The following is an 18,306-nucleotide window of genomic DNA, read 5'->3' as shown; positions in this document are numbered from 1 at the left end:
GGTGGTTTTATCACCTCTTTTTTTATGACACAATACAGCACAATTAAAATAAATAAAGTATATGGATTATAATGTAAAATATAGGCTGGAATATACAAGTAGGGGTAATTACACAACAATCATTGATATTCTAAAAAAGAACTATTCGGGTGATATTATTGAATTGGTTGGTAGTGCAAACCCTGTTCAATACGCTTATGAGTCTAGTGATGAATATCAATTTGCAACCTTCAAAAGTTCTTACATTCAATTGGAATTGAAAGAATCTTTGGAATTGATTAATGATTTCAAAGAGATACAGGATGAAGATGATTTCATTTTAAAATACTATAGAAATGGTGTTAATCTTTGGAATGGTTATATTTTGGCGGAGCAATACAGCGAAGGGGATGATAATAACAATCCATTTTTAACACTTAAATTTTATGATGCTATTAGTAGATTAAAGGTATATAATGTAAATGATTTGGGTTTACCTTTCAATCAAGTCTATAGTTTATATTCAATCTATTCAAATGTAAATAGGTTACTTTATCATAATATCAATAGTGAAAGTGATATTCTGTTTAATGATTTTTTGGCAAATACAACTGATGTTGATTCAAACCTTTTGGACTTGGTACATATTAATAGAAATTCGTTATTTGATGCTGATAATAACCCATTGAGTTTATATGAGTTTTTGGAAAGGTTGGCAAGTACTTTCAATTTTACCTATCTATTATACATTGATAGATTATTGATAACAAATTTTGAATTTAACAAGAACCCAAAACTAGTAGATTTTGAAAATGATTCAGAGTCTATAAATGTAAACCAATCTTTTGAAATTGATGAAAACCATAGATTTATAAATAAAAGTAAGTTTTCAACCTTTTGGGATTCACTGAAAAAAATGGAAGTGTTTCACAATTTTGATTCTGCACCAAATTATTTAGATGCCAATAAATTTGATAACATAGTTAAAATGAATCACTATGTTTTCATCCAAATACCCATTGAAGTTATTAACGATGAAATCTATTTTTATACTATAGCGGATATGCAAGGAAGCAGAACATCACCAAGAGCTGATAGAGATTATAGGGATGTTTACATTGAAAATTCTATACCTTTTGTGATTTCATCAAACTCAAATTCATTTGATTATAGATTGAGTTTCAATGTTAGGTTTGATATTGATTATGGGATTAGTGATGAGGACTTTAATTTATTGCCTGACAATGATAAATTAATACTTGAAAACAAGATTAAGCAGGTTGAAGAAAACACAGATATAAGAATCTATTACAACATAAGAGCAATTAATAATGATGTTGAATACAATGTAAACCAAGGTTTGAACGTGCCACCAACATATATTACAAGACCTGTTAATATTGAAGTAAATAGTAGTCAAGGGTTTGATTTATTAAGTGTGGGAACATTAATTGACGGTCTTGATTATTCATTGGATATGCCTGTTTTGGTGGGGGTAAATGAATTTACTTTTAGGTTCTTTCATCCATATTTAGTAACAAATGAATCCGCTTTACCAAGTTCAAATGAAATAAGAATTCAAGGTGTTAAGATGATAATATCCAAGTTGGATATGGTAAAAATTGATAATATTGGTCTTGAAGAATTAAGATATGAAGGGGGTACAAATAGGAATGTTTTTAACTATAATTTGAATCGGGATAAAGAATTTTTTTACATTAATCTTGAAGAAGCTAATTATAAATATTCTCTATTGAAAAGTAATGGTACACCATTTATGATTAAATCATTTGTTAGGAGAAAAAGGGATTACACTGGTTTACAACTTGAAAATTTAGATATCTATGATTTTCTTTTAACACAATCTTTGGAACAATTGGGATTCCAACAAGAATATATTACTGGTGAATTGAAAGTATATGACAACCCTGAATTTAATGTATTGTCTAGTTTAAATATTGGTGGCAAAGATTATGCAATCCATAAATTCAATTACAATGATAAACAGGGTACATATTCAATTGAATTGATAGAGAATAAACAGAATGTAAGGAGGTTAAAGGATTATATCACTGGTATGTGTATGTTGCCAAGTACTGGCGAGTCTGTTTATAGTACTACAATTACAACTTATACTGATGATTCTGATTTTTCAAAGTTCCAAAACCAAAATGTTGATGATTCACCAAATACAAGTGATTTTGAAATTGCAGTATCTAATCTAAAAAGGGATATTCCTGCAACTAAATATGTATCATTAATTGTATCTTGGTTTGGTACTGATTTAAGGGCAGACTTTTGTAAAATACTACCAAAGACAGAACATAAAGAAGGTGCTAGTACACCTAATGATTGGATAGTATCGGATTACAACCGAGAAAACGGAAAAGTACCATCATATTTTAACACTTCATTTTATAATGGTTCATACTATGCAGATTCTAATGTTACACTTACACCAAACTTTGCAGAAGGTTTAAGGGGTGAAATGACTGCAATAAGGGTTCAACATGTTAATACAGGATTCAATAAGTTTGCAACCAATTTCACCGTATCAACCAATACTGATTACATTATTAAATATAATGTCAAGGCATTGAATACTGATAATCAAACAGTATGGGCAAGGGTTGAGGGTGGTAATGGTTTTGTTGAACTTGACCAAAAAATATATACAGCCAAACTTGATGAATGGTTTACGGTTGAATTTAGATTTAATAGTGGTATTCATTCCCAAATAGATTTACAAATGTCCATTGGTGATAGTTGGTTAACACCACCAATTGTAAGTGATATCTTAATTGATATTGATTCAATATTTATAAGTGAAGACAATGAAAACACTTTTGAAGGATTGGCATACGGTGGTACACCAAGCGACAAAAGTATAATTGAAGGTATTCAGGAATTGAAAAGACAAGGTTATAAGGTACTATTCTATCCATTTATATTGATGGATATCAAAGAAGGCAATGGTTTACCTTCACCAACTGGAGAGTTTGAACAACCTATTTTTCCTTGGAGAGGTAGGATATCTGTTATGCCTGAATTGGATAACACAAGTTTTGTCAATACAGCGGTATCTAATTTCTTTGGTGATTGTACTGTAGATGATTTTGAAATAGTAGGTGATACAGTTCAATATTCAGGAACACCACAAGACAGTTATAGAAAAATGATTCTACATTATGCAAATCTTTGTGTAGTAGCTGGTGGTGTTGATGCTTTTGCAGTAGGTACGGAAATGAGGGGTTTGACTTGGTTAAGGAGTGCTAGGACTACATTCCCAGCCGTTACTGAATTTAATAAACTGTTAGATGATTGTAGGTTAATAATGGGTGATAGTGTTGAGTTGACTTATGCAAGTGATTGGACTGAGGTAACACCATATCAACCACAAGACGGAACAGGGGATTTATTGCATCATTTGGATAGTCTTTGGATGAATCCAAATTGTGACTTTATTGGTATTGATAACTATATTCCATTAAGTGATTGGCGAGATGGTGAACACCTTGATAAAGATGTTTGGGGTAGTATATATAATGTTGATTATCTAAAATCTCAAATTGAGGGTGGTGAATTATATGATTATTTCTATGCCAATGATAGTGATAGAGAGAATCAAATTAGAACCCCAATAGATGATTTCAATTATAGGGTTAAAGACAATAAAAATTGGTGGTTGAATAATCACTTTAATAGATTGGCTTTTGAATTTCCTGGTACACGAACATCTTGGAAACCTCAAAGTAAAAGAATTGTATATACTGAATTTGGGTGTAGTGCAATAGATAAAGGTACGAATGAACCTAATAAGTTCTTAGACCCAAAATCAAGTGAATCCACTGCACCAAGGTACTCAAATAGTGAAAGAGATGATTTGATACAGGAAAGATATTATCAAGCATTTTTAGAGTATTGGAATGATTCAACAAATAATCCGATTAGTAGTGTTTATCAAAATAAGATGATTGATACTGATATGTTATTTGCTTGGACTTGGGATGGAAGACCATACCCAACTTTTCCAAATAAATTAGAGGTTTGGAGCGATGGGGTTAATTATGCCAAAGGACATTGGTTAATGGGTAGAAATTGGATTGAATAAAATTTTTTGATATGATTAACATAAATATAAACAAGAAACTCAAATACAATAGAGCTGAAAAAAACACCACTATTAAAACAGGAAATCTTGGTGCTGTAAACAGGTTGGATTTAGTACCCAATAGCAGAACTTTAACTATTAATGGTATTGACCAAGATTTGAATGCTGATAGGGTTTGGAATGTTGGAACAGTCACAAATGTAAATACTGGTGTTGGGTTGACTGGTGAAATTACATTAGATGGTATTTTAGAATTTGATGTTGATTGGGGTGATGAGAGATATTTAAAAAGAGATGAAAATATTGAAGTAAATGGTATCATATTACAATCACCAAATAATTCAAGGTGGTTATTATCTGTAGATGATTCTGGAAACCTTTCTACAACTGCATTATAGGAGGGGTTTAAATTAACCCTTATTATTTAAGTAGATTTTACTATTTTTAGAAAAAATCTAAAATATATGAGTTGGGTTAATGATATTTTGAAATTTTTAAAAGAAAGGGTTTCAAATCCCTTTTTCACAACATTCTTATTTTTCTGGATTATTTGGAACTGGAAAGGAATTGCATATTTTATCTATTCAAAGGATGATATTAAGGACACATTAAACTACATAGTATTAAATTATAAAGATTGGAACTATAACCTTATATATCCTATAGTATTTACAATTGTTTCAATATTAATTTCGGATATAATCTACTTTGCATTAGAGTATTCAACAAATTATTTTTCTTTAAAGAGAATCAAAAAGAACAGTGATAAATTAAAAGAAGAATATACATTTAGAAAAGATTATGCAGTTGAACAAGCTCAATTTGAATTAGCATTGAAAGGTGTTAAAACAATTGATGAATTGAAAGAGCAAGTTGAGTTTCATCAAGAAGAAATAAAAACATTAAATTCAACTATTTTAAATTTAAATGCTAACGTCAACGAAAAATCCACAGAGATAAAAGAAATCACCAATAGAGAGGTTGATTTGATTGAAAAGCTAAAACTCAAAAATGAAGAATTCAACAATTTAGAAGCACAAAGTGAAAGTTTCAAAAGAGAAATAATCAATTTTATAAAATTTTATGTAAATCGATTTTATATTAAAGAAATGCCAAGTGAGATGAAATTTACTTGGGAGGAAATTACAAGTTTAAAAAGTATAAATTTCTTTAAGGATAATAAGATTGATGAATTGATAGAAAAGGCTTTTACACCTTCCAATGCTTCTAGTTTTGAGATTGAAATTATAAATTTGGTGAATTCAATTAAGAATTATTATGGTGAAAATTTACCTAATCATGTGATTGCGTTACTCATAATTGATACTTACCTCAAGAAAAATTTAGAAAGTAAGTAAAAAATAATATATAAAATTCAACTAAATAGTATCTCATGACTTGGCTAAAAGATTTGAATGAATTCTTTAAGGAAAGATTATCAAACCCATTCTTTTTCACATTTTTATTTTTGTGGTTAGTTTGGAACTGGCAAGGTATAGCGTACTTTGTTTACTCCAATCAAGAAGTTAGTTATAGGCTAAAACACATAAATGAAAATTATATTGACATTTGGACAAATTTATTAAACCCATTAGGCGTTGCCATTATAGTAATTATTGTATCAAATGGTTTTTTTCTTTTAGTTGAATATTTTCCTGATAAATTAATATTAAAACGTAAAGAAAGATTGTATGAAAGATTAGCCAAACAATTCAAGGAAAAAGAAAAAGTTGCAGAAGCAGAATTTAAATATAATTTATTAAAAACTAAAGCAATTAAAGTTGACCAACTTAATAGTGAAATTGAAGATTTAAGGAGAAATATTGATATAAAGGATGCTGAAATTGAAAGAATAAGGACTTTTAGTACCAATTTACAAGAAGAGAATAATACCAATAAAACTAAAATTAGTCAGTTGACAACTGCAAATACAAGCGTTCAAAATCAATTGATGAATGAAAAACTTATTAATGATAATGTTCGAGATTTAATAAAGGAGTGGATAGATTTAATAAATGTTAATGATTATCAACTTCAAGAAAAAACAAATTATATTGATAATTTAATAAGTTTAGATTTAATAAAAGTTCTTTTTAAGAATAATCAAGTGATGGGTGAAAGGACAAAAAATTTAAAAGAATTTTTAGATAAATATGATGATAATATTAAAAATGAACAGGATTATATATTGATTTTGATAATTGATAAATATTTAGAATCAATGAAAAAAATAAAGGGTTAAATTAACCCCTTATTTTTTTAACAACTTCAATAATACCAGCTTCTTTTCGGGTCTAGTTATATGCTGTAATTTACCCTCATCCAGCTCAATAATAAAAGTATCTAAATCATTTACTTTAATTTCAATCATAGTTTTTTGGTTATGACATTTTTGACATAATGATTGAAAATTATCAATATTCAATTCATGTTGTTTGCAAATTCTTCTTGGCAAAATATGGTCAACAACTTTGGCAGGTGTAACTATATTATATTGATTGCATAATTCACATAATGGGTTTATTTGGAAATAATAGTTTCTTATTTTAATCCATTCTGATGTGTGATAAAATTCATTTTCAAAACCACTACTATACTTATTTTTGTTCATCAAAAAAGTGGTTTAATTCAATGTTATTTTTGATTAGATACTTTTTAAAATCAGAAAATACCCTATTTACAATCTTTCTATTTGTTGCTGTATCTGCATTGATATCTTTATATTTAAGTTTCAAAAATTTAATCTTAAAAAATAGTTCAAGATTTTCAGCTTTCATTTTTGTTTGATTCTTATACACTAGATAGATATCATTTAGCTTGTTTGCATCTATATTATCAACTGATACTTCAACACTATCAAACTTACTTATATTGCCATAACGCAACTCTTTACGGTCTTTACGGTGGTATCTGTTAAAATGGTAGGTTAGAAGGTGGTTAACCCTTAATTCATTACCATCAACTTCATTTATGTTTTCTTCAAAAAGTGTTATCAATGTGTCTTGAATTACATCTTCATAATGTCTATTATTTTTCTGTACTACTTTATGGGCAAGTTTTTGTACGAATTCAATCAAATCATTTTGCATTTTTTTTAAAGTGATTACCTAAAATTATTATCAATTGTAGTATGATAAATACTAGCAAAAAAACAGGTAGATACTTTACCAAGAATTGACTTATTTCAATCGGTATTAGCGTATCTAAGAGGTTGAATAATCCTGCTATGGCAAATGATGCAGATAAATAATAAATGGCTACAAGCGTATATATTAGCTTCTGTGAGGGTGTTTTAATTTTGTTGTTCATATGTTTGTTTCTCTTTCTTTTAATAAATAATTGTTTAGTTCTGTTAAGTCAATGATAATTCCAACTGCATATGTACCAGTTATCATTACCATATCTTTTAATTTAAATCCTACTTTCTTTTTTTCTTCAAAAATTGATTTCAAAAAGTTCTTTAAAGTTGATGTTGGAATGATTAAAAATGAATTGGATTTGCATAAGGCATAATAATTTGCTTCTGTTTTACTTAATCCAGTTCTTTTATATTTACCGTTCTTTAATTTTTTATAGAATTCAATAAAAAATAGATTGTTAGAATATCTATCATATTTAACTTCTAGTGTTGAATCAGATAATATAGAAGCTAATTCATTTTCTTTTTGTTGTCCTACTTTTAAATCATATTTGAAATCATTATTAGTTTTCATTAATATTTGTTTAACAATTATAAATACTACATAATTTTAAAAATTTAGATTTTTTAATAAAATAATATAACTTTTTTTATAATGTATTGAATATGAGGTAAATTATTTTTTACTTATATATATTGTATATTATTTATTTATCTACATTTACATATAATTAAAATCATATCAATTAAAATATATAAATATGAAAGATTTATTGAAAGAAATACTATCAACAATTAAACAAGACATCTATTATATTGATGACAAAGGGAATCAAATTAAGCCTGAAGAAGCTGCTGAAAAAGGTATAATGGTTAAACCTATCAATCCAAAGATAGAGGCTAAGAGGAAATTAAAAGAAGCTGGTGTTGATGTTGATGATGATGAGTTAATAGAAGACTTAAGAGTTGTTTTAAATCAATTAAGAGGTGAAAAGTTTTCTGGTATTAAACTTAAAAAAACGCCAACTGATAATTCAAAGAAATCATCAAAGAGAAAAACATATGAAGATGGTGATATTATTGCTTATTTAAATGCTTATGAAAAGTCTGGTAAGAGTAAAACACAATTTGCAAAAGAAAATGATATTAATTATCAAACTTTTATGAGATGGTTTACACTTGATTTAAAAAAATCATCAAAATAAACGATAAGTTAATTTATCAGTAAATATTAAGGATATCATAATAGGTATCCTTTTTTTTATGTTTAAAACTGTATAGATATATAAAGGAAACTCATTTTAATATTATTAGTTCCGTACACATATAAAGAAAATAAAAGTCAGTACACATATAAGATTGTATGTTACCCTATATAGAGTAAACTCCGTACACATATAAAGAAATAAAACTACGTACACATATAAGATAATATTATTTTAAACTCCGTACACATATAAAGAAAATATGGAAACTCAAAATACCTTTTCCAGTTTCGTACACATAAGGTATATTATATATATTATTATTTTTTTTTTATTTTTTAGATATGTAACATATCAGTAATTAATTAAAATATATATGTTATATAAATATATTTATAATAATTGTAATATTATTTGCTTAATGTTTATCAATAATTTAGCTTTGTAATATTATAAATATAATGTAAGAAATATTAACAATTAATTAACATTGAAATTAATATTATTTATTTTTTTAAAGTATTTATAAATAAGAAAGTGATTGACATAAGGTTAATTACATAATACAATTTGATGTGGTGTTTGATTGTAATTTAAGTGATAGATATGTAGCTAGTATCTATCACTATTTTTAAACACTTTTTCAAATAAATTATTTTTATCAATACAAACACCATAATGAAAACCTTAAAATTTTATTCCCCTTCAACACCTGAAGAACTAACAGAAAGACTTCTTGAAATAGGTATTACAAAAAAACATATTAAGAATCATTTACCAAAATATTTTTGGGTAATCAATAAAATTTACGTTCATCAAACAATAAATAAACAAGATGTTGAATGTAGATTATCTAAAGAATTATTATGTAAAATAATTGGTGTTGATTACTACATTCAAATCATTAATAATTTAATCAACCTAGGTATCATTGAAAAATCATCAAAATACTTTGTTGGAATTAGAAGCAATGGTTATATACTAATTGATAAATCAAATATCAAACAATATGAATTTACTGATAGTAGATTTATAAGTAAATTAATCCAGCAAAAAGAGCAAGAAAAAGATATTAGAGTACAAAAGGATTCACAAACATTATCAAGATTGTTTAGATGTATGTCAAATCTTCAACATAATCATATTAATCAAGATAGTTTAACTGATATTGAAAAATTATTTTTAGATGAATTAATTAATAATCCTTTTCAAAAAGTAGGAAATAAGGGAAAAAGAATTTACAATAATTTTTGTAACCTACCTACATCATTAAGAAGTAAATTAAGATTGAATAATGAAAATTTGGTATTTGTTGACATAGTTAACAGCCAAATGATTTTTATTTCAGAAGTAATTAAAAAATATATAGTTAATTATAATATTCAACCAACAAAAAGAACTAATGAATTTTTTAGATTAGTTGGAAATGGTAAATTATATGAAACTTTTATGAAATGGAAAAAATCTGATGATAGAACAAAAATTAAAAAATCTGTATTTAAATGTTTTTTTAGTAAATCATCTAAATCACTAATCAGTAAGAAATTTGAAAAGAATTTCAACCAAGTATTTTTGATTGTTAAAGAATTAAAAAAAGATGATTATAAAGCATTAGCACATTCAATGCAACAGGAAGAAGCAAATTTAATTTTTACAGCTTTAAATAAGATTGATTACCAAATTGATGTACTTTCAATTCACGATTCACTTTATAGTAATGAATCAAACCTAGATTTGATTAAAGATGCTTTAATTTCAACTTTTAATGATTTTGGTATTACAGCAACAATTAATATTAATAATCAATATGCTATCAATACAGCTGAAATTAACCCTATTCAACAAGCTTTAATAAAGCCCATACAGGAGACTTTACCAGAAGTGATACAAGTAGATGAAATTGAAGAAATCTCTTTAAAAACGGCTGATTCTGCAAGTAATAGTGATACTTCTATTAATTACTTAGATGGGTATGCAAATAAAGCTTTTTTTAGTGCTGTAGATAACATAATAGGTAAGCCAATAACAACTGATATTATTAAAGAATTGGTTAGGTTGGTTGATTTTACAAAGGTTGATGAATATTATTTATTGAATGAATATATTAAAAAAATACCATTAACATTTTTCAACTTTAATCTTCTTTCAATTATAACAAAAATTGATGGACATAAATTAATAATTAGCCGTGAAAAGTTAGTTGATTTTACAGAATTAGAAAAAGGTGATGCAAGACATATCAAAGTATTTGAACTTTTAAAGAAGAAAGCAAAAGAAGAAATAGAACTATACAATATACATATTCCAGCGTTGGAAGTGGCGTAATTAATGAAGTTATATATTATATATAAATACTTGAAAATTAATTACATATAAATTTGCTTTGTATATATATAATCAATTACCTTTGCTGATGTTATGTTTAGAAGATGACGGTGTGTTGTGAATACTTGTATGGTATAACATAATCAACAACGTAAATTAATTTACGTTGGGAGTGAAACTGTAAATAATTTATTATTGATTAGTAACTCCATCCACATACTATGTATGTTAAAATGCGGAAGATAACGGTGTAAAAGCTGTTATCTTCTTTTGGTTTAAAGTAGTACTATTAATTAAGATAAGTAAAATATTTATTGTGAAAATTGAGTAAAAAACAAAAACAATAGTATTTATATATAAATAAATAAAATGACTAATTCAATTAACAAATACATAACAAGTAAATCAATAGATACTGAAAGTGCAGGAAGTATTGTTTATGATTTATTAAGTGATAATCAAAATTATATTTTATATGAAAATGATTCATATGATATTAGTCCTAATTATGTATGTTCAAGTATAAATCATTATCATCAAAGATATATTAAAGGACTCGAATACGGCATTAGATTAAAAATTTGTAGAAACAATTAAAAACAGAAAAACAGAAAAGATAAAAATTATGGAGCAGAAAAAACAATATTGTACAGAATTTGAATTGAAACAAATTTGGATTAATTACTGTAAGTCTGGAAAAAAACCTATTCACATTCCATCTAACCCTGAAGATTATTATAAAGATAAAGGATGGATTTCTTGGGAAGATTTTATGGGAAAAATTAAAAAGTAAATAAAATAAAAAAAGTAAAGTATTTATAAACAAATAAACAAAAAATATAAAAATTATGAACGAAGAAAATATCAAAGCAAGTGAACCAGAAACAGTAATTCCAAACCTTACTGAAGAAGAAATCAAGAAATTAAAGAAAATTACTGACATACCAGATGTTATTGAAGAAAGAAAAAATTAAATCTCCCTATTAATCAATTACCCTGTAGTTCATAATTGCAGGGTAATTTAAAATTACAATTAGATTAAATAGATTACAAGTGATTGAAAAATCAGAACCAAAAAAGAAATTGAATGTTCGTGCCAAAGGTCACAGCTACGAAAGATTAATAGCAAATGAGTTATCAGTTAAATACAATCAAAAAATATTAACCAATAGATACAATTCAAAAGCCTTAGATGATAGAGGTATTGATTTAAGTACTAAAGATTTTCAATACCAATTAAAATGCACTGGTAAATGTGTAAACTATCAAAAGTTGATAACTGATATTCAAGCCAAAAACAAAGATGAAAAAATCATACTTCTTTCAAAGATTACTCATAAAGGTGAATATGCAATTATGAAAAAAGAATTGTTTTATGAGTTGTTAGATATGGTGATTGAAATGAGCCAAAATAAAGCTATTACAGAAGACTTTGAAGTAAATGATGTAATGATATCGGAAAAGGATTTTAAGAGCTAACAGATACGAGAATGGGAGAAATAAGAACACTATTCAATTAAAGTTTAAAGTGTAATATTTTTGATTTTTAAAATTAATTGTTAGTTTTAAAGAGCATTAATATAATCTCCATAAACTTTTCATTTAGGAAAATCCTGTTGCCAATGGTAGCAGGATTTTTTATTAAAGGGTGTAAAAGCATTGATTATTAAGTCTAAAAATTACTTAGTTTATTACAGTGTTGTACAATAAGCCTGTTTAAATACATTTAAATCCTATTAATACATATGGGATACAAAGGTAAGCAAATAATTGGATACGCTGATGATTTGGGGAAATTTGGGGAAGAAAATTCTTTCTTCACAATTCGCTTGCTTTCCAATTTTTGAACAAAACCACTATAATTCCCGATAATCTCCCGTATTTTTGACAAAATTTGATAAAAGTGGAAAATACAGCAGTTGCAAAACATATAAAAGCGAATGGTCGGGTCAAGATCAAAGAGGGGAATTCTAAAACCATTGAATTGATCATTCCCCATCTGTGGAATGTAGAAAAAGACTCTGCTGATGGCACGTTTTTATTTTTTGACCTATTTCAAATTAGATCCATTACAGAGCAGTTTTCTGAAGTGTCTTTGGATATTGTAGAGTATGCCACCAAAGCTACCATCTATCATAGCCCAGTCAACAGAGTTTTGCAAAAGGGTCCAATAGTAGAAGGGAGAGTTAAATTTTCATTGATCAGAAACGATTATTGGAATAAAGTGCTTTTTGCTTTTGGTCAGCCTGTGATCTATCAAGAGAGGGAAGTCACAGCAAGTGCAGACTTCGAGACAAATGAAAGATTTCCATTGTTTGGTCCGGATGTGAAAGAAATGTTTCTGAGTCCAGATGGAGATGTGAAGATTATAAAAGGATGAATTTCAGAGAAAAACTAGAAGCTTTACCCATATTCAAACAAATAGGGGAGATAGCCGATGAAATGGACTTGGAGACCTATGTGGTAGGAGGTTATGTCCGAGATTTGATATTAGGAAGACCCTGCAAAGACCTAGACTTTGTATGTGTTGGTTCTGGGATTGCACTCGCTACCAAAGTTTCTGAAAGCTTTGATAAGCATGTTCCATTGTCTGTATTCAAGAATTTTGGTACAGCAATGATCAAGATGGATGACTACGAACTCGAGTTTGTAGGTGCTAGAAAAGAATCCTACAGATTGGATTCCAGAAAGCCAATAGTGGAAGATGGGACGCTACAGGAAGATCAAGAGCGAAGAGACTTCACGATCAATGCAATGGCTATTTGCCTCAATGAATCTAGATTTGGGGAGTTGATAGATCCATTCGATGGGTTAAAGGATCTCAAAAGGAAAATCATCAAAACTCCTACAGATCCTAATGTTACTTTTTCGGATGATCCTTTGAGGATGATGCGTGCTGTTCGATTTGCAACGCAGCTTAATTTTGATATTGATGCAGATACTTTTGACGGACTGATGCAAAATGCTGAAAGGCTTAGTATTATTTCGGGTGAAAGGATTATCGAAGAACTGAATAAAATCATCTTGTCAAAGACACCTTCTTATGGATTCAAACTGCTTTTTGCCAGTAAATTGCTGCATCAGTTTTTTCCGGAAATGGTCGAATTACAGGGAGTTGACTCAGTGGGAGATAAATCGCATAAGGATAATTTTTACCATACACTTCAAGTCTTGGACAATATTACTGTATTTACAGACGACCTTTGGTTACGTTGGGCAGCGATCATGCATGACATAGCCAAGCCAGCTACCAAGCGTTTCAATCAGAAAGTTGGCTGGACATTTCATGGACATGAAGACAAAGGTGCAAGAATGACTCCAGCGATATTCCGACGGTTAAAATTACCAATGGATGAACGGATGAAATATGTTCAAAAATTGGTGAGACTTCATTTGCGTCCTATTGCTTTGGTAAGTGATAAAGTGACTGATTCTGCCATAAGAAGATTGTTGTTTGATGCAGGGGATGACGTAGATGATTTGATGAAGCTTTGTAGGGCCGATGTGACTTCCAAGAATAACAATAAAGTCCAAAAGTATTTGGCTAATTTTGACAAGGTAGAACAGAAGATTTTGGAGGTCGAAGAGAAGGATCATGTAAGAAATTTTCAACCACCTGTTTCAGGAGAAGAAATTATGTCTATTTTTGGCATCGAACCATCGAGAATCATTGGCGAATTGAAAGAAGAAATCAAAGAGGCAATTCTCGAAGGACAAATTCAAAACAATAAAGAAGAGGCTTTACAGTTATTATACCGTTTAGCAGAAAAAAGAGGACTGAAAAGCAAATAGAATCAAAATTATGAACAGATTTAAATTACTCCTTGTCATTCTAACTATGGCGGCTTCGCCAGCTTTCGCACAAGAAACTGATACCGCTGCACCGGTCACAGAGACAGTTAGACAAAAGAATGAGACAGATCAGAGGGTCTATCAGTTGGCATTGAGGTACAACGATTTTGCAGTAGCAAGAATGAAACTGATGGAATTGTTGGAAAGAAATCCAACGAATTCAAGGTATGGTGAATTGCTAGCTTCTTTATATTATGATAGCAATCAGTTCAGCGGTGCAGCTTTGGCAGCTTTGGATGTTTTGCAAGTAAATGACAGAAGCGTCGAAGCATTGGAAATTGCAGCATACTCTTTAGAGCAAATTGGAGCAATGGAAAGGGCGCTGACGCAGTTTGAAAGATTACATCTTTTGACTGATGATGTTTTTGCGCTATACAAATCGGCTTATTTACAGTATTCACTGAAGAAGCATGAAGAAGCATTGAATTCAATCAATATGATTGTGAAAAATTCAAAATCTGCTGAACAAAAATTGGGATTCCCAATAGAAAACAATCAAACACAAGAAGTGAGTATGAAAGCGGCAGCTTTGAATCTTAAAGCTTTGGTTTTTGTAGAACAGGGAAGTAAGGAAGATGCTAGAAAAGCATTCGAAGAAGCATTGGCATTGGAACCAAACTTTGAATTGGCTAAAGAAGGTTTGAAAGGGCTTTAATTTTCGACTTCTAATATCAGATTTTCAATTCCTCAGTTCTTTTTTGAGCTGAGGATTTTTTTTGAGACTGAAAATTAAAATGGCTTATTTAGTAATATGTATAGAAGCTACTTCAGAACTAGTCAAACAAAGTTTCTCCAACAACGGATTTTCAATACTGACTGTCGTCCGTTGCCAGTTGACGATTATCCGCAACCTGATGGTTTATATCTTCTTTACTGGCAAAATAGCGGATAATCAAATTTAGAAATCAGAATATTCTGAAGGTTCTCAGGTTTAGATTTCTTTAAACCTTAATTTTTCAATCAAGTCCAAAAAATACTTAGAACTCCAAATTTCCAATCCTGAATCATTTGGGATAAATCGTACAATATCTTCCCGAATACGGTCAAAATTGACATTTTCAATTTTAGCTATCAATAGATTGGTAATATGTTCTTTAGAAATAGAATCATCAACCCAATCTCCACTGTCTTTAGCCCTTAGTAAAAAATGATTAAGGTCTAAAGAGACTCCCTTTTTGATATACCATTCCAAATCATACCAATCCCTTCCTTTGACTCTTTTTAGCCACTTTCTAAAAAGCAAGGCATGCATCTTCCCTGCAAATAGACTAGGTAAAGTAAAACATTTGACATAAAACGAAAAAGGTCGTAAGAGTAATTTTTCCTCTGTTTCAAAACCTAAAGGCGGTTGTCTATCTACCTCAATCTTTATTTTTATGCTTGGTTGGATTTTGATTCCTGATTGAGGAATGATCCCATCTAGTGTCAATTCTTTCCAGGCCGTTGAAGACTTCAAAAAAGCCGAATCTATATTAGAATTATGTGCTTTGTTTTTTTCGCTAATGGTAACTTTCATTCCTAATGCCTCGAATTCTAAAATTATAGCATCGAAATATACCTCTAAAGAAAAATTTGGATTGACTTCAAGAAGGGAGAAGTCAAGGTCTTCAGAATATCTATCCAAGCCATAAAAGATCCGTAAAGCTGTTCCTCCATAGAAAGCTGCTCTTTCGAAGAAACCTGCACGCTGTAAACCTGCAAGTGTTACTTCTTGCATTACCTCACGAAGTGCAGCAAATACTTCCTCTTGTGTTTTTGGGTTATACTCCTCTATCCATTCCTTTATCATAACTTTTGAATAGTTTTAATAAACATTTGTAAAGTACTTTGTTTTTGAGCATTTGAAATCCATGAATCGATTATGTCTACATTTAACTTTAGTAAGACTTCTTCTTCAAGTCTCAAATCCTCGGTCAAGTATTCCATCACCTGCTTGGAACTTCTTAAATTTACTCCTGATGTCATTACTATTTTGTCACAAATTGCTTTTTCAGGTGAAGCTATCATTACAGCTTGCCGAGGTGAAAGTTGTTCTGTTTTAATACCAAAAGCATAATATGGTAATTGACTTTTCTTATAGCTAAATTTTCCTAATTCAGTCTTGAAAACTTTTGCACTTTTTATTGTAACTGAAGTTGTTTCAAATACTCGTTCAGGTATCATTCCCCAGTAAGAAAGCGCAGTCTCCATAGAAATATAGCTAGGCCCCCATAAGTGATTGGCAATTAAAAATAACTCTGGCCTGATGATTTTGCTCTTTGGACCAGGTACATATAGTCCTTTTTTCAAGCCAATCAGCATTCCATCTTTTATGAGCTCAGAAATCTTGTCATTGGGTCTCTTATAATCTTTCAATAGAGATAATATTACCTGCCTAGTGAGAGGTTGCTCTTGATAGTCTGTTAGAAGGTCTTTAAATTCCATATTGTAAAAAATTTATATAATAATCGGAAAAAAACCGATTAAACACAAAATATTTGACGTTTTTTATCAGCTATCAATCTTTAAGTTAAAAAAAAATCAGATCAAATAATGAATTCTAGACTTTACTTAGTTGTAGTTTATTTTTTTTGGTGTTTCAAAACCATCATATAATCAATCTTTGAGCCTGCTCCAAATGTCTTTTTTCATGTGCAACAATTATTTCCAGAGCTTTGTCTAGGGAATAAACGACAATTTTATTGGCGGGAGAATGGATGATTATTCCTTTTCCCAAAAAAGGCTCCATTTCACGGATTTTCTGAATGAGTAATTTTTGATGGTCATAAAACTTCTCCAGAATAGCTTCATCTTGATCGGAATATAACTTGGGTTCCCAGAGAGGGAAAGTTTTAACTTTTTTCTTTCCTCCATCAGAAACAGATTTGTAGATCATGTTGCCAAACATTTTGGTGAAAAATCCAATTTTGGAAATAAAGGCTCTTTGAAGTGTACCTTTTTTTACTTTTTCAAAGATTGGAAAATAACTACTGTTCAAAATAATCAAGTGCTCTAAGTTTTCTGCAATACTCCAAGTTCTTGCATCTGGTTTTTTAAAGAGAAGATCGTATTCAAGTGTAGAAAATGAATTTTTTACACCTTTTGTGATTTCTTCCAATTCCGAAATGTATTTTTTGGATTGTGACATTTTTGATTAAGTTGAAGTTTGTAAACAAAGTTACATTTTCAAATGTAATTATCTGTTTTTTTTGAACCACATAGGGACATAGTTACACATAGTTTTTTTTTGGACTTATGTTTTTTCTCTGTGATCTATGTGTCTATGTGGTTTTTATAATTTGAACCACATAGTTACATAGTTGCACATAGTTTTTTTTCTTTTTGACTTATGTTTTTCTCTGTGATCTATGTTACTATGTGGTTTTAAAATTTGAACCACATAGTAACATAGTTGCACATAGTTTTTTTTCTTTTTGACTTATGTTTTTTTCTCTGTGATCTATGTGTCTATGTGGTTTTAAAATTTGAACCACATAGTAACATAGTTGCACATAGTTTTTTTTTGGACTTATGTTTTTCTCTGTGATCTCTGTGTCTATGTGGTTTTAAAATTTGAACCACATAGGGACATAGTTGCACATAGTTTTTTTTCTTTTTGACTTATGTTTTTTTCTCTGTGATCTATGTGTCTATGTGGTTTTAAAATTTGAACCACATAGTAACATAGTTGCACATAGTTTTTTTTTGGACTTATG

Annotated in this window: 18 protein-coding genes; 12 read left to right on the top strand and 6 right to left on the bottom strand. The window is 29.1% G+C overall.

All coding sequences use genetic code 11. From position 1 onward, the window contains the following. The first annotated feature begins 256 nt into the window (after positions 1 to 256). The 4 genes from MM236_RS01090 (at position 257) to MM236_RS01075 (ending at position 6,332) form a co-directional block, all read left to right on the top strand. Positions 257 to 4,090, top strand: coding sequence for a GTA TIM-barrel-like domain-containing protein (locus MM236_RS01090; protein ID WP_241273077.1), 3,834 nt, complete (start codon positions 257 to 259; stop codon positions 4,088 to 4,090). An 11-nt stretch (positions 4,091 to 4,101) separates the two neighbouring features. Beyond that, positions 4,102 to 4,488: a hypothetical protein gene (locus MM236_RS01085; RefSeq protein WP_241273076.1), complete on the top strand. Its 387-nt coding sequence runs from the start codon at positions 4,102 to 4,104 to the stop codon at positions 4,486 to 4,488. A gap of 66 nt (positions 4,489 to 4,554) precedes the next feature. Beyond that, on the top strand, positions 4,555 to 5,448 hold the full coding sequence (locus tag MM236_RS01080) for a hypothetical protein (RefSeq protein ID WP_241273075.1): 894 nt from the start codon (positions 4,555 to 4,557) through the stop codon (positions 5,446 to 5,448). Positions 5,449 to 5,483: 35 nt separating this feature from the next. After that, positions 5,484 to 6,332, top strand: a complete 849-nt coding sequence (locus MM236_RS01075) for a coiled-coil domain-containing protein (RefSeq protein ID WP_241273074.1) — start codon at positions 5,484 to 5,486, stop codon at positions 6,330 to 6,332. 9 nt (positions 6,333 to 6,341) lie between these two features. Here MM236_RS01075 and MM236_RS01070 read toward each other — a convergent pair whose 3' ends face one another. From MM236_RS01070 to MM236_RS01060, 3 genes are all read right to left on the bottom strand, one after another. Continuing rightward, positions 6,342 to 6,701: an HNH endonuclease gene (locus MM236_RS01070; RefSeq protein WP_241273073.1), complete on the bottom strand. Its 360-nt coding sequence runs from the start codon at positions 6,699 to 6,701 to the stop codon at positions 6,342 to 6,344. Beyond that, on the bottom strand, positions 6,688 to 7,179 hold the full coding sequence (locus MM236_RS01065; protein ID WP_241273072.1) for a hypothetical protein: 492 nt from the start codon (positions 7,177 to 7,179) through the stop codon (positions 6,688 to 6,690). The genes MM236_RS01070 and MM236_RS01065 overlap by 14 nt, the downstream gene beginning before the upstream one ends. 216 nt (positions 7,180 to 7,395) lie before the next feature. Continuing rightward, on the bottom strand, positions 7,396 to 7,803 hold the full coding sequence (locus tag MM236_RS01060; protein ID WP_241273071.1) for a hypothetical protein: 408 nt from the start codon (positions 7,801 to 7,803) through the stop codon (positions 7,396 to 7,398). 187 nt (positions 7,804 to 7,990) lie between these two features. On the opposite strand from MM236_RS01060, the gene MM236_RS01055 reads away from it, so the two are divergent. The 8 genes from MM236_RS01055 to MM236_RS01025 all read left to right on the top strand — a co-directional run bounded on the left by MM236_RS01055 (position 7,991) and on the right by MM236_RS01025 (position 15,266). Beyond that, on the top strand, positions 7,991 to 8,434 hold the full coding sequence (locus tag MM236_RS01055) for a hypothetical protein (protein ID WP_241273070.1): 444 nt from the start codon (positions 7,991 to 7,993) through the stop codon (positions 8,432 to 8,434). Positions 8,435 to 9,112: 678 nt separating this feature from the next. Then, on the top strand, positions 9,113 to 10,759 hold the full coding sequence (locus MM236_RS01050) for a hypothetical protein (RefSeq protein ID WP_241273069.1): 1,647 nt from the start codon (positions 9,113 to 9,115) through the stop codon (positions 10,757 to 10,759). A 625-nt stretch (positions 10,760 to 11,384) separates the two neighbouring features. Further along, positions 11,385 to 11,552 (top strand): hypothetical protein, encoded by a 168-nt coding sequence (locus MM236_RS01045; RefSeq protein WP_241273068.1) that lies wholly within the window; start codon positions 11,385 to 11,387, stop codon positions 11,550 to 11,552. 55 nt (positions 11,553 to 11,607) lie between these two features. Next, positions 11,608 to 11,733 (top strand): hypothetical protein, encoded by a 126-nt coding sequence (locus MM236_RS19665; RefSeq protein ID WP_255742196.1) that lies wholly within the window; start codon positions 11,608 to 11,610, stop codon positions 11,731 to 11,733. 79 nt (positions 11,734 to 11,812) lie between these two features. Further along, positions 11,813 to 12,238 (top strand): hypothetical protein, encoded by a 426-nt coding sequence (locus MM236_RS01040; RefSeq protein ID WP_241273067.1) that lies wholly within the window; start codon positions 11,813 to 11,815, stop codon positions 12,236 to 12,238. Between the two features lie 424 nt (positions 12,239 to 12,662). Next, positions 12,663 to 13,139 carry a hypothetical protein gene (locus MM236_RS01035; RefSeq protein ID WP_241273066.1) on the top strand — a complete coding sequence of 159 codons (477 nt, stop codon included), beginning with the start codon at positions 12,663 to 12,665 and terminating at the stop codon, positions 13,137 to 13,139. After that, positions 13,136 to 14,551, top strand: a complete 1,416-nt coding sequence (locus tag MM236_RS01030) for a CCA tRNA nucleotidyltransferase (protein ID WP_241273065.1) — start codon at positions 13,136 to 13,138, stop codon at positions 14,549 to 14,551. The genes MM236_RS01035 and MM236_RS01030 overlap by 4 nt, the downstream gene beginning before the upstream one ends. A 10-nt stretch (positions 14,552 to 14,561) precedes the next feature. Beyond that, the gene (locus MM236_RS01025) at positions 14,562 to 15,266 is read left to right on the top strand and encodes a tetratricopeptide repeat protein (RefSeq protein ID WP_241273064.1); all 705 of its coding nucleotides are present in this window, start codon (positions 14,562 to 14,564) and stop codon (positions 15,264 to 15,266) included. Positions 15,267 to 15,542: 276 nt separating this feature from the next. Here MM236_RS01025 and MM236_RS01020 read toward each other — a convergent pair whose 3' ends face one another. From MM236_RS01020 to MM236_RS01010, 3 genes are all read right to left on the bottom strand, one after another. Further along, a complete protein-coding gene (locus MM236_RS01020) occupies positions 15,543 to 16,400 on the bottom strand; it encodes a nucleotidyl transferase AbiEii/AbiGii toxin family protein (protein WP_241273063.1) in 858 nt (285 codons plus the stop codon). Next, a complete protein-coding gene (locus MM236_RS01015) occupies positions 16,397 to 17,035 on the bottom strand; it encodes a type IV toxin-antitoxin system AbiEi family antitoxin domain-containing protein (protein WP_241273062.1) in 639 nt (212 codons plus the stop codon). The genes MM236_RS01020 and MM236_RS01015 overlap by 4 nt, the downstream gene beginning before the upstream one ends. Positions 17,036 to 17,198: 163 nt before the next feature. Then, complete coding sequence (locus MM236_RS01010) at positions 17,199 to 17,738, bottom strand: DinB family protein (RefSeq protein WP_241273061.1); 540 nt, start codon at positions 17,736 to 17,738, stop codon at positions 17,199 to 17,201. Positions 17,739 to 18,306 lie beyond the last annotated feature (568 nt).

Source organism: Belliella calami (assembly GCF_022549695.1).
In the GTDB taxonomy this organism is placed as follows: Bacteria; Bacteroidota; Bacteroidia; order Cytophagales; family Cyclobacteriaceae; genus Belliella; species Belliella calami.
The sequence above is the reverse complement of the archived record's forward strand: the minus strand, read 5'-3'. Positions and strand labels throughout refer to the sequence as shown.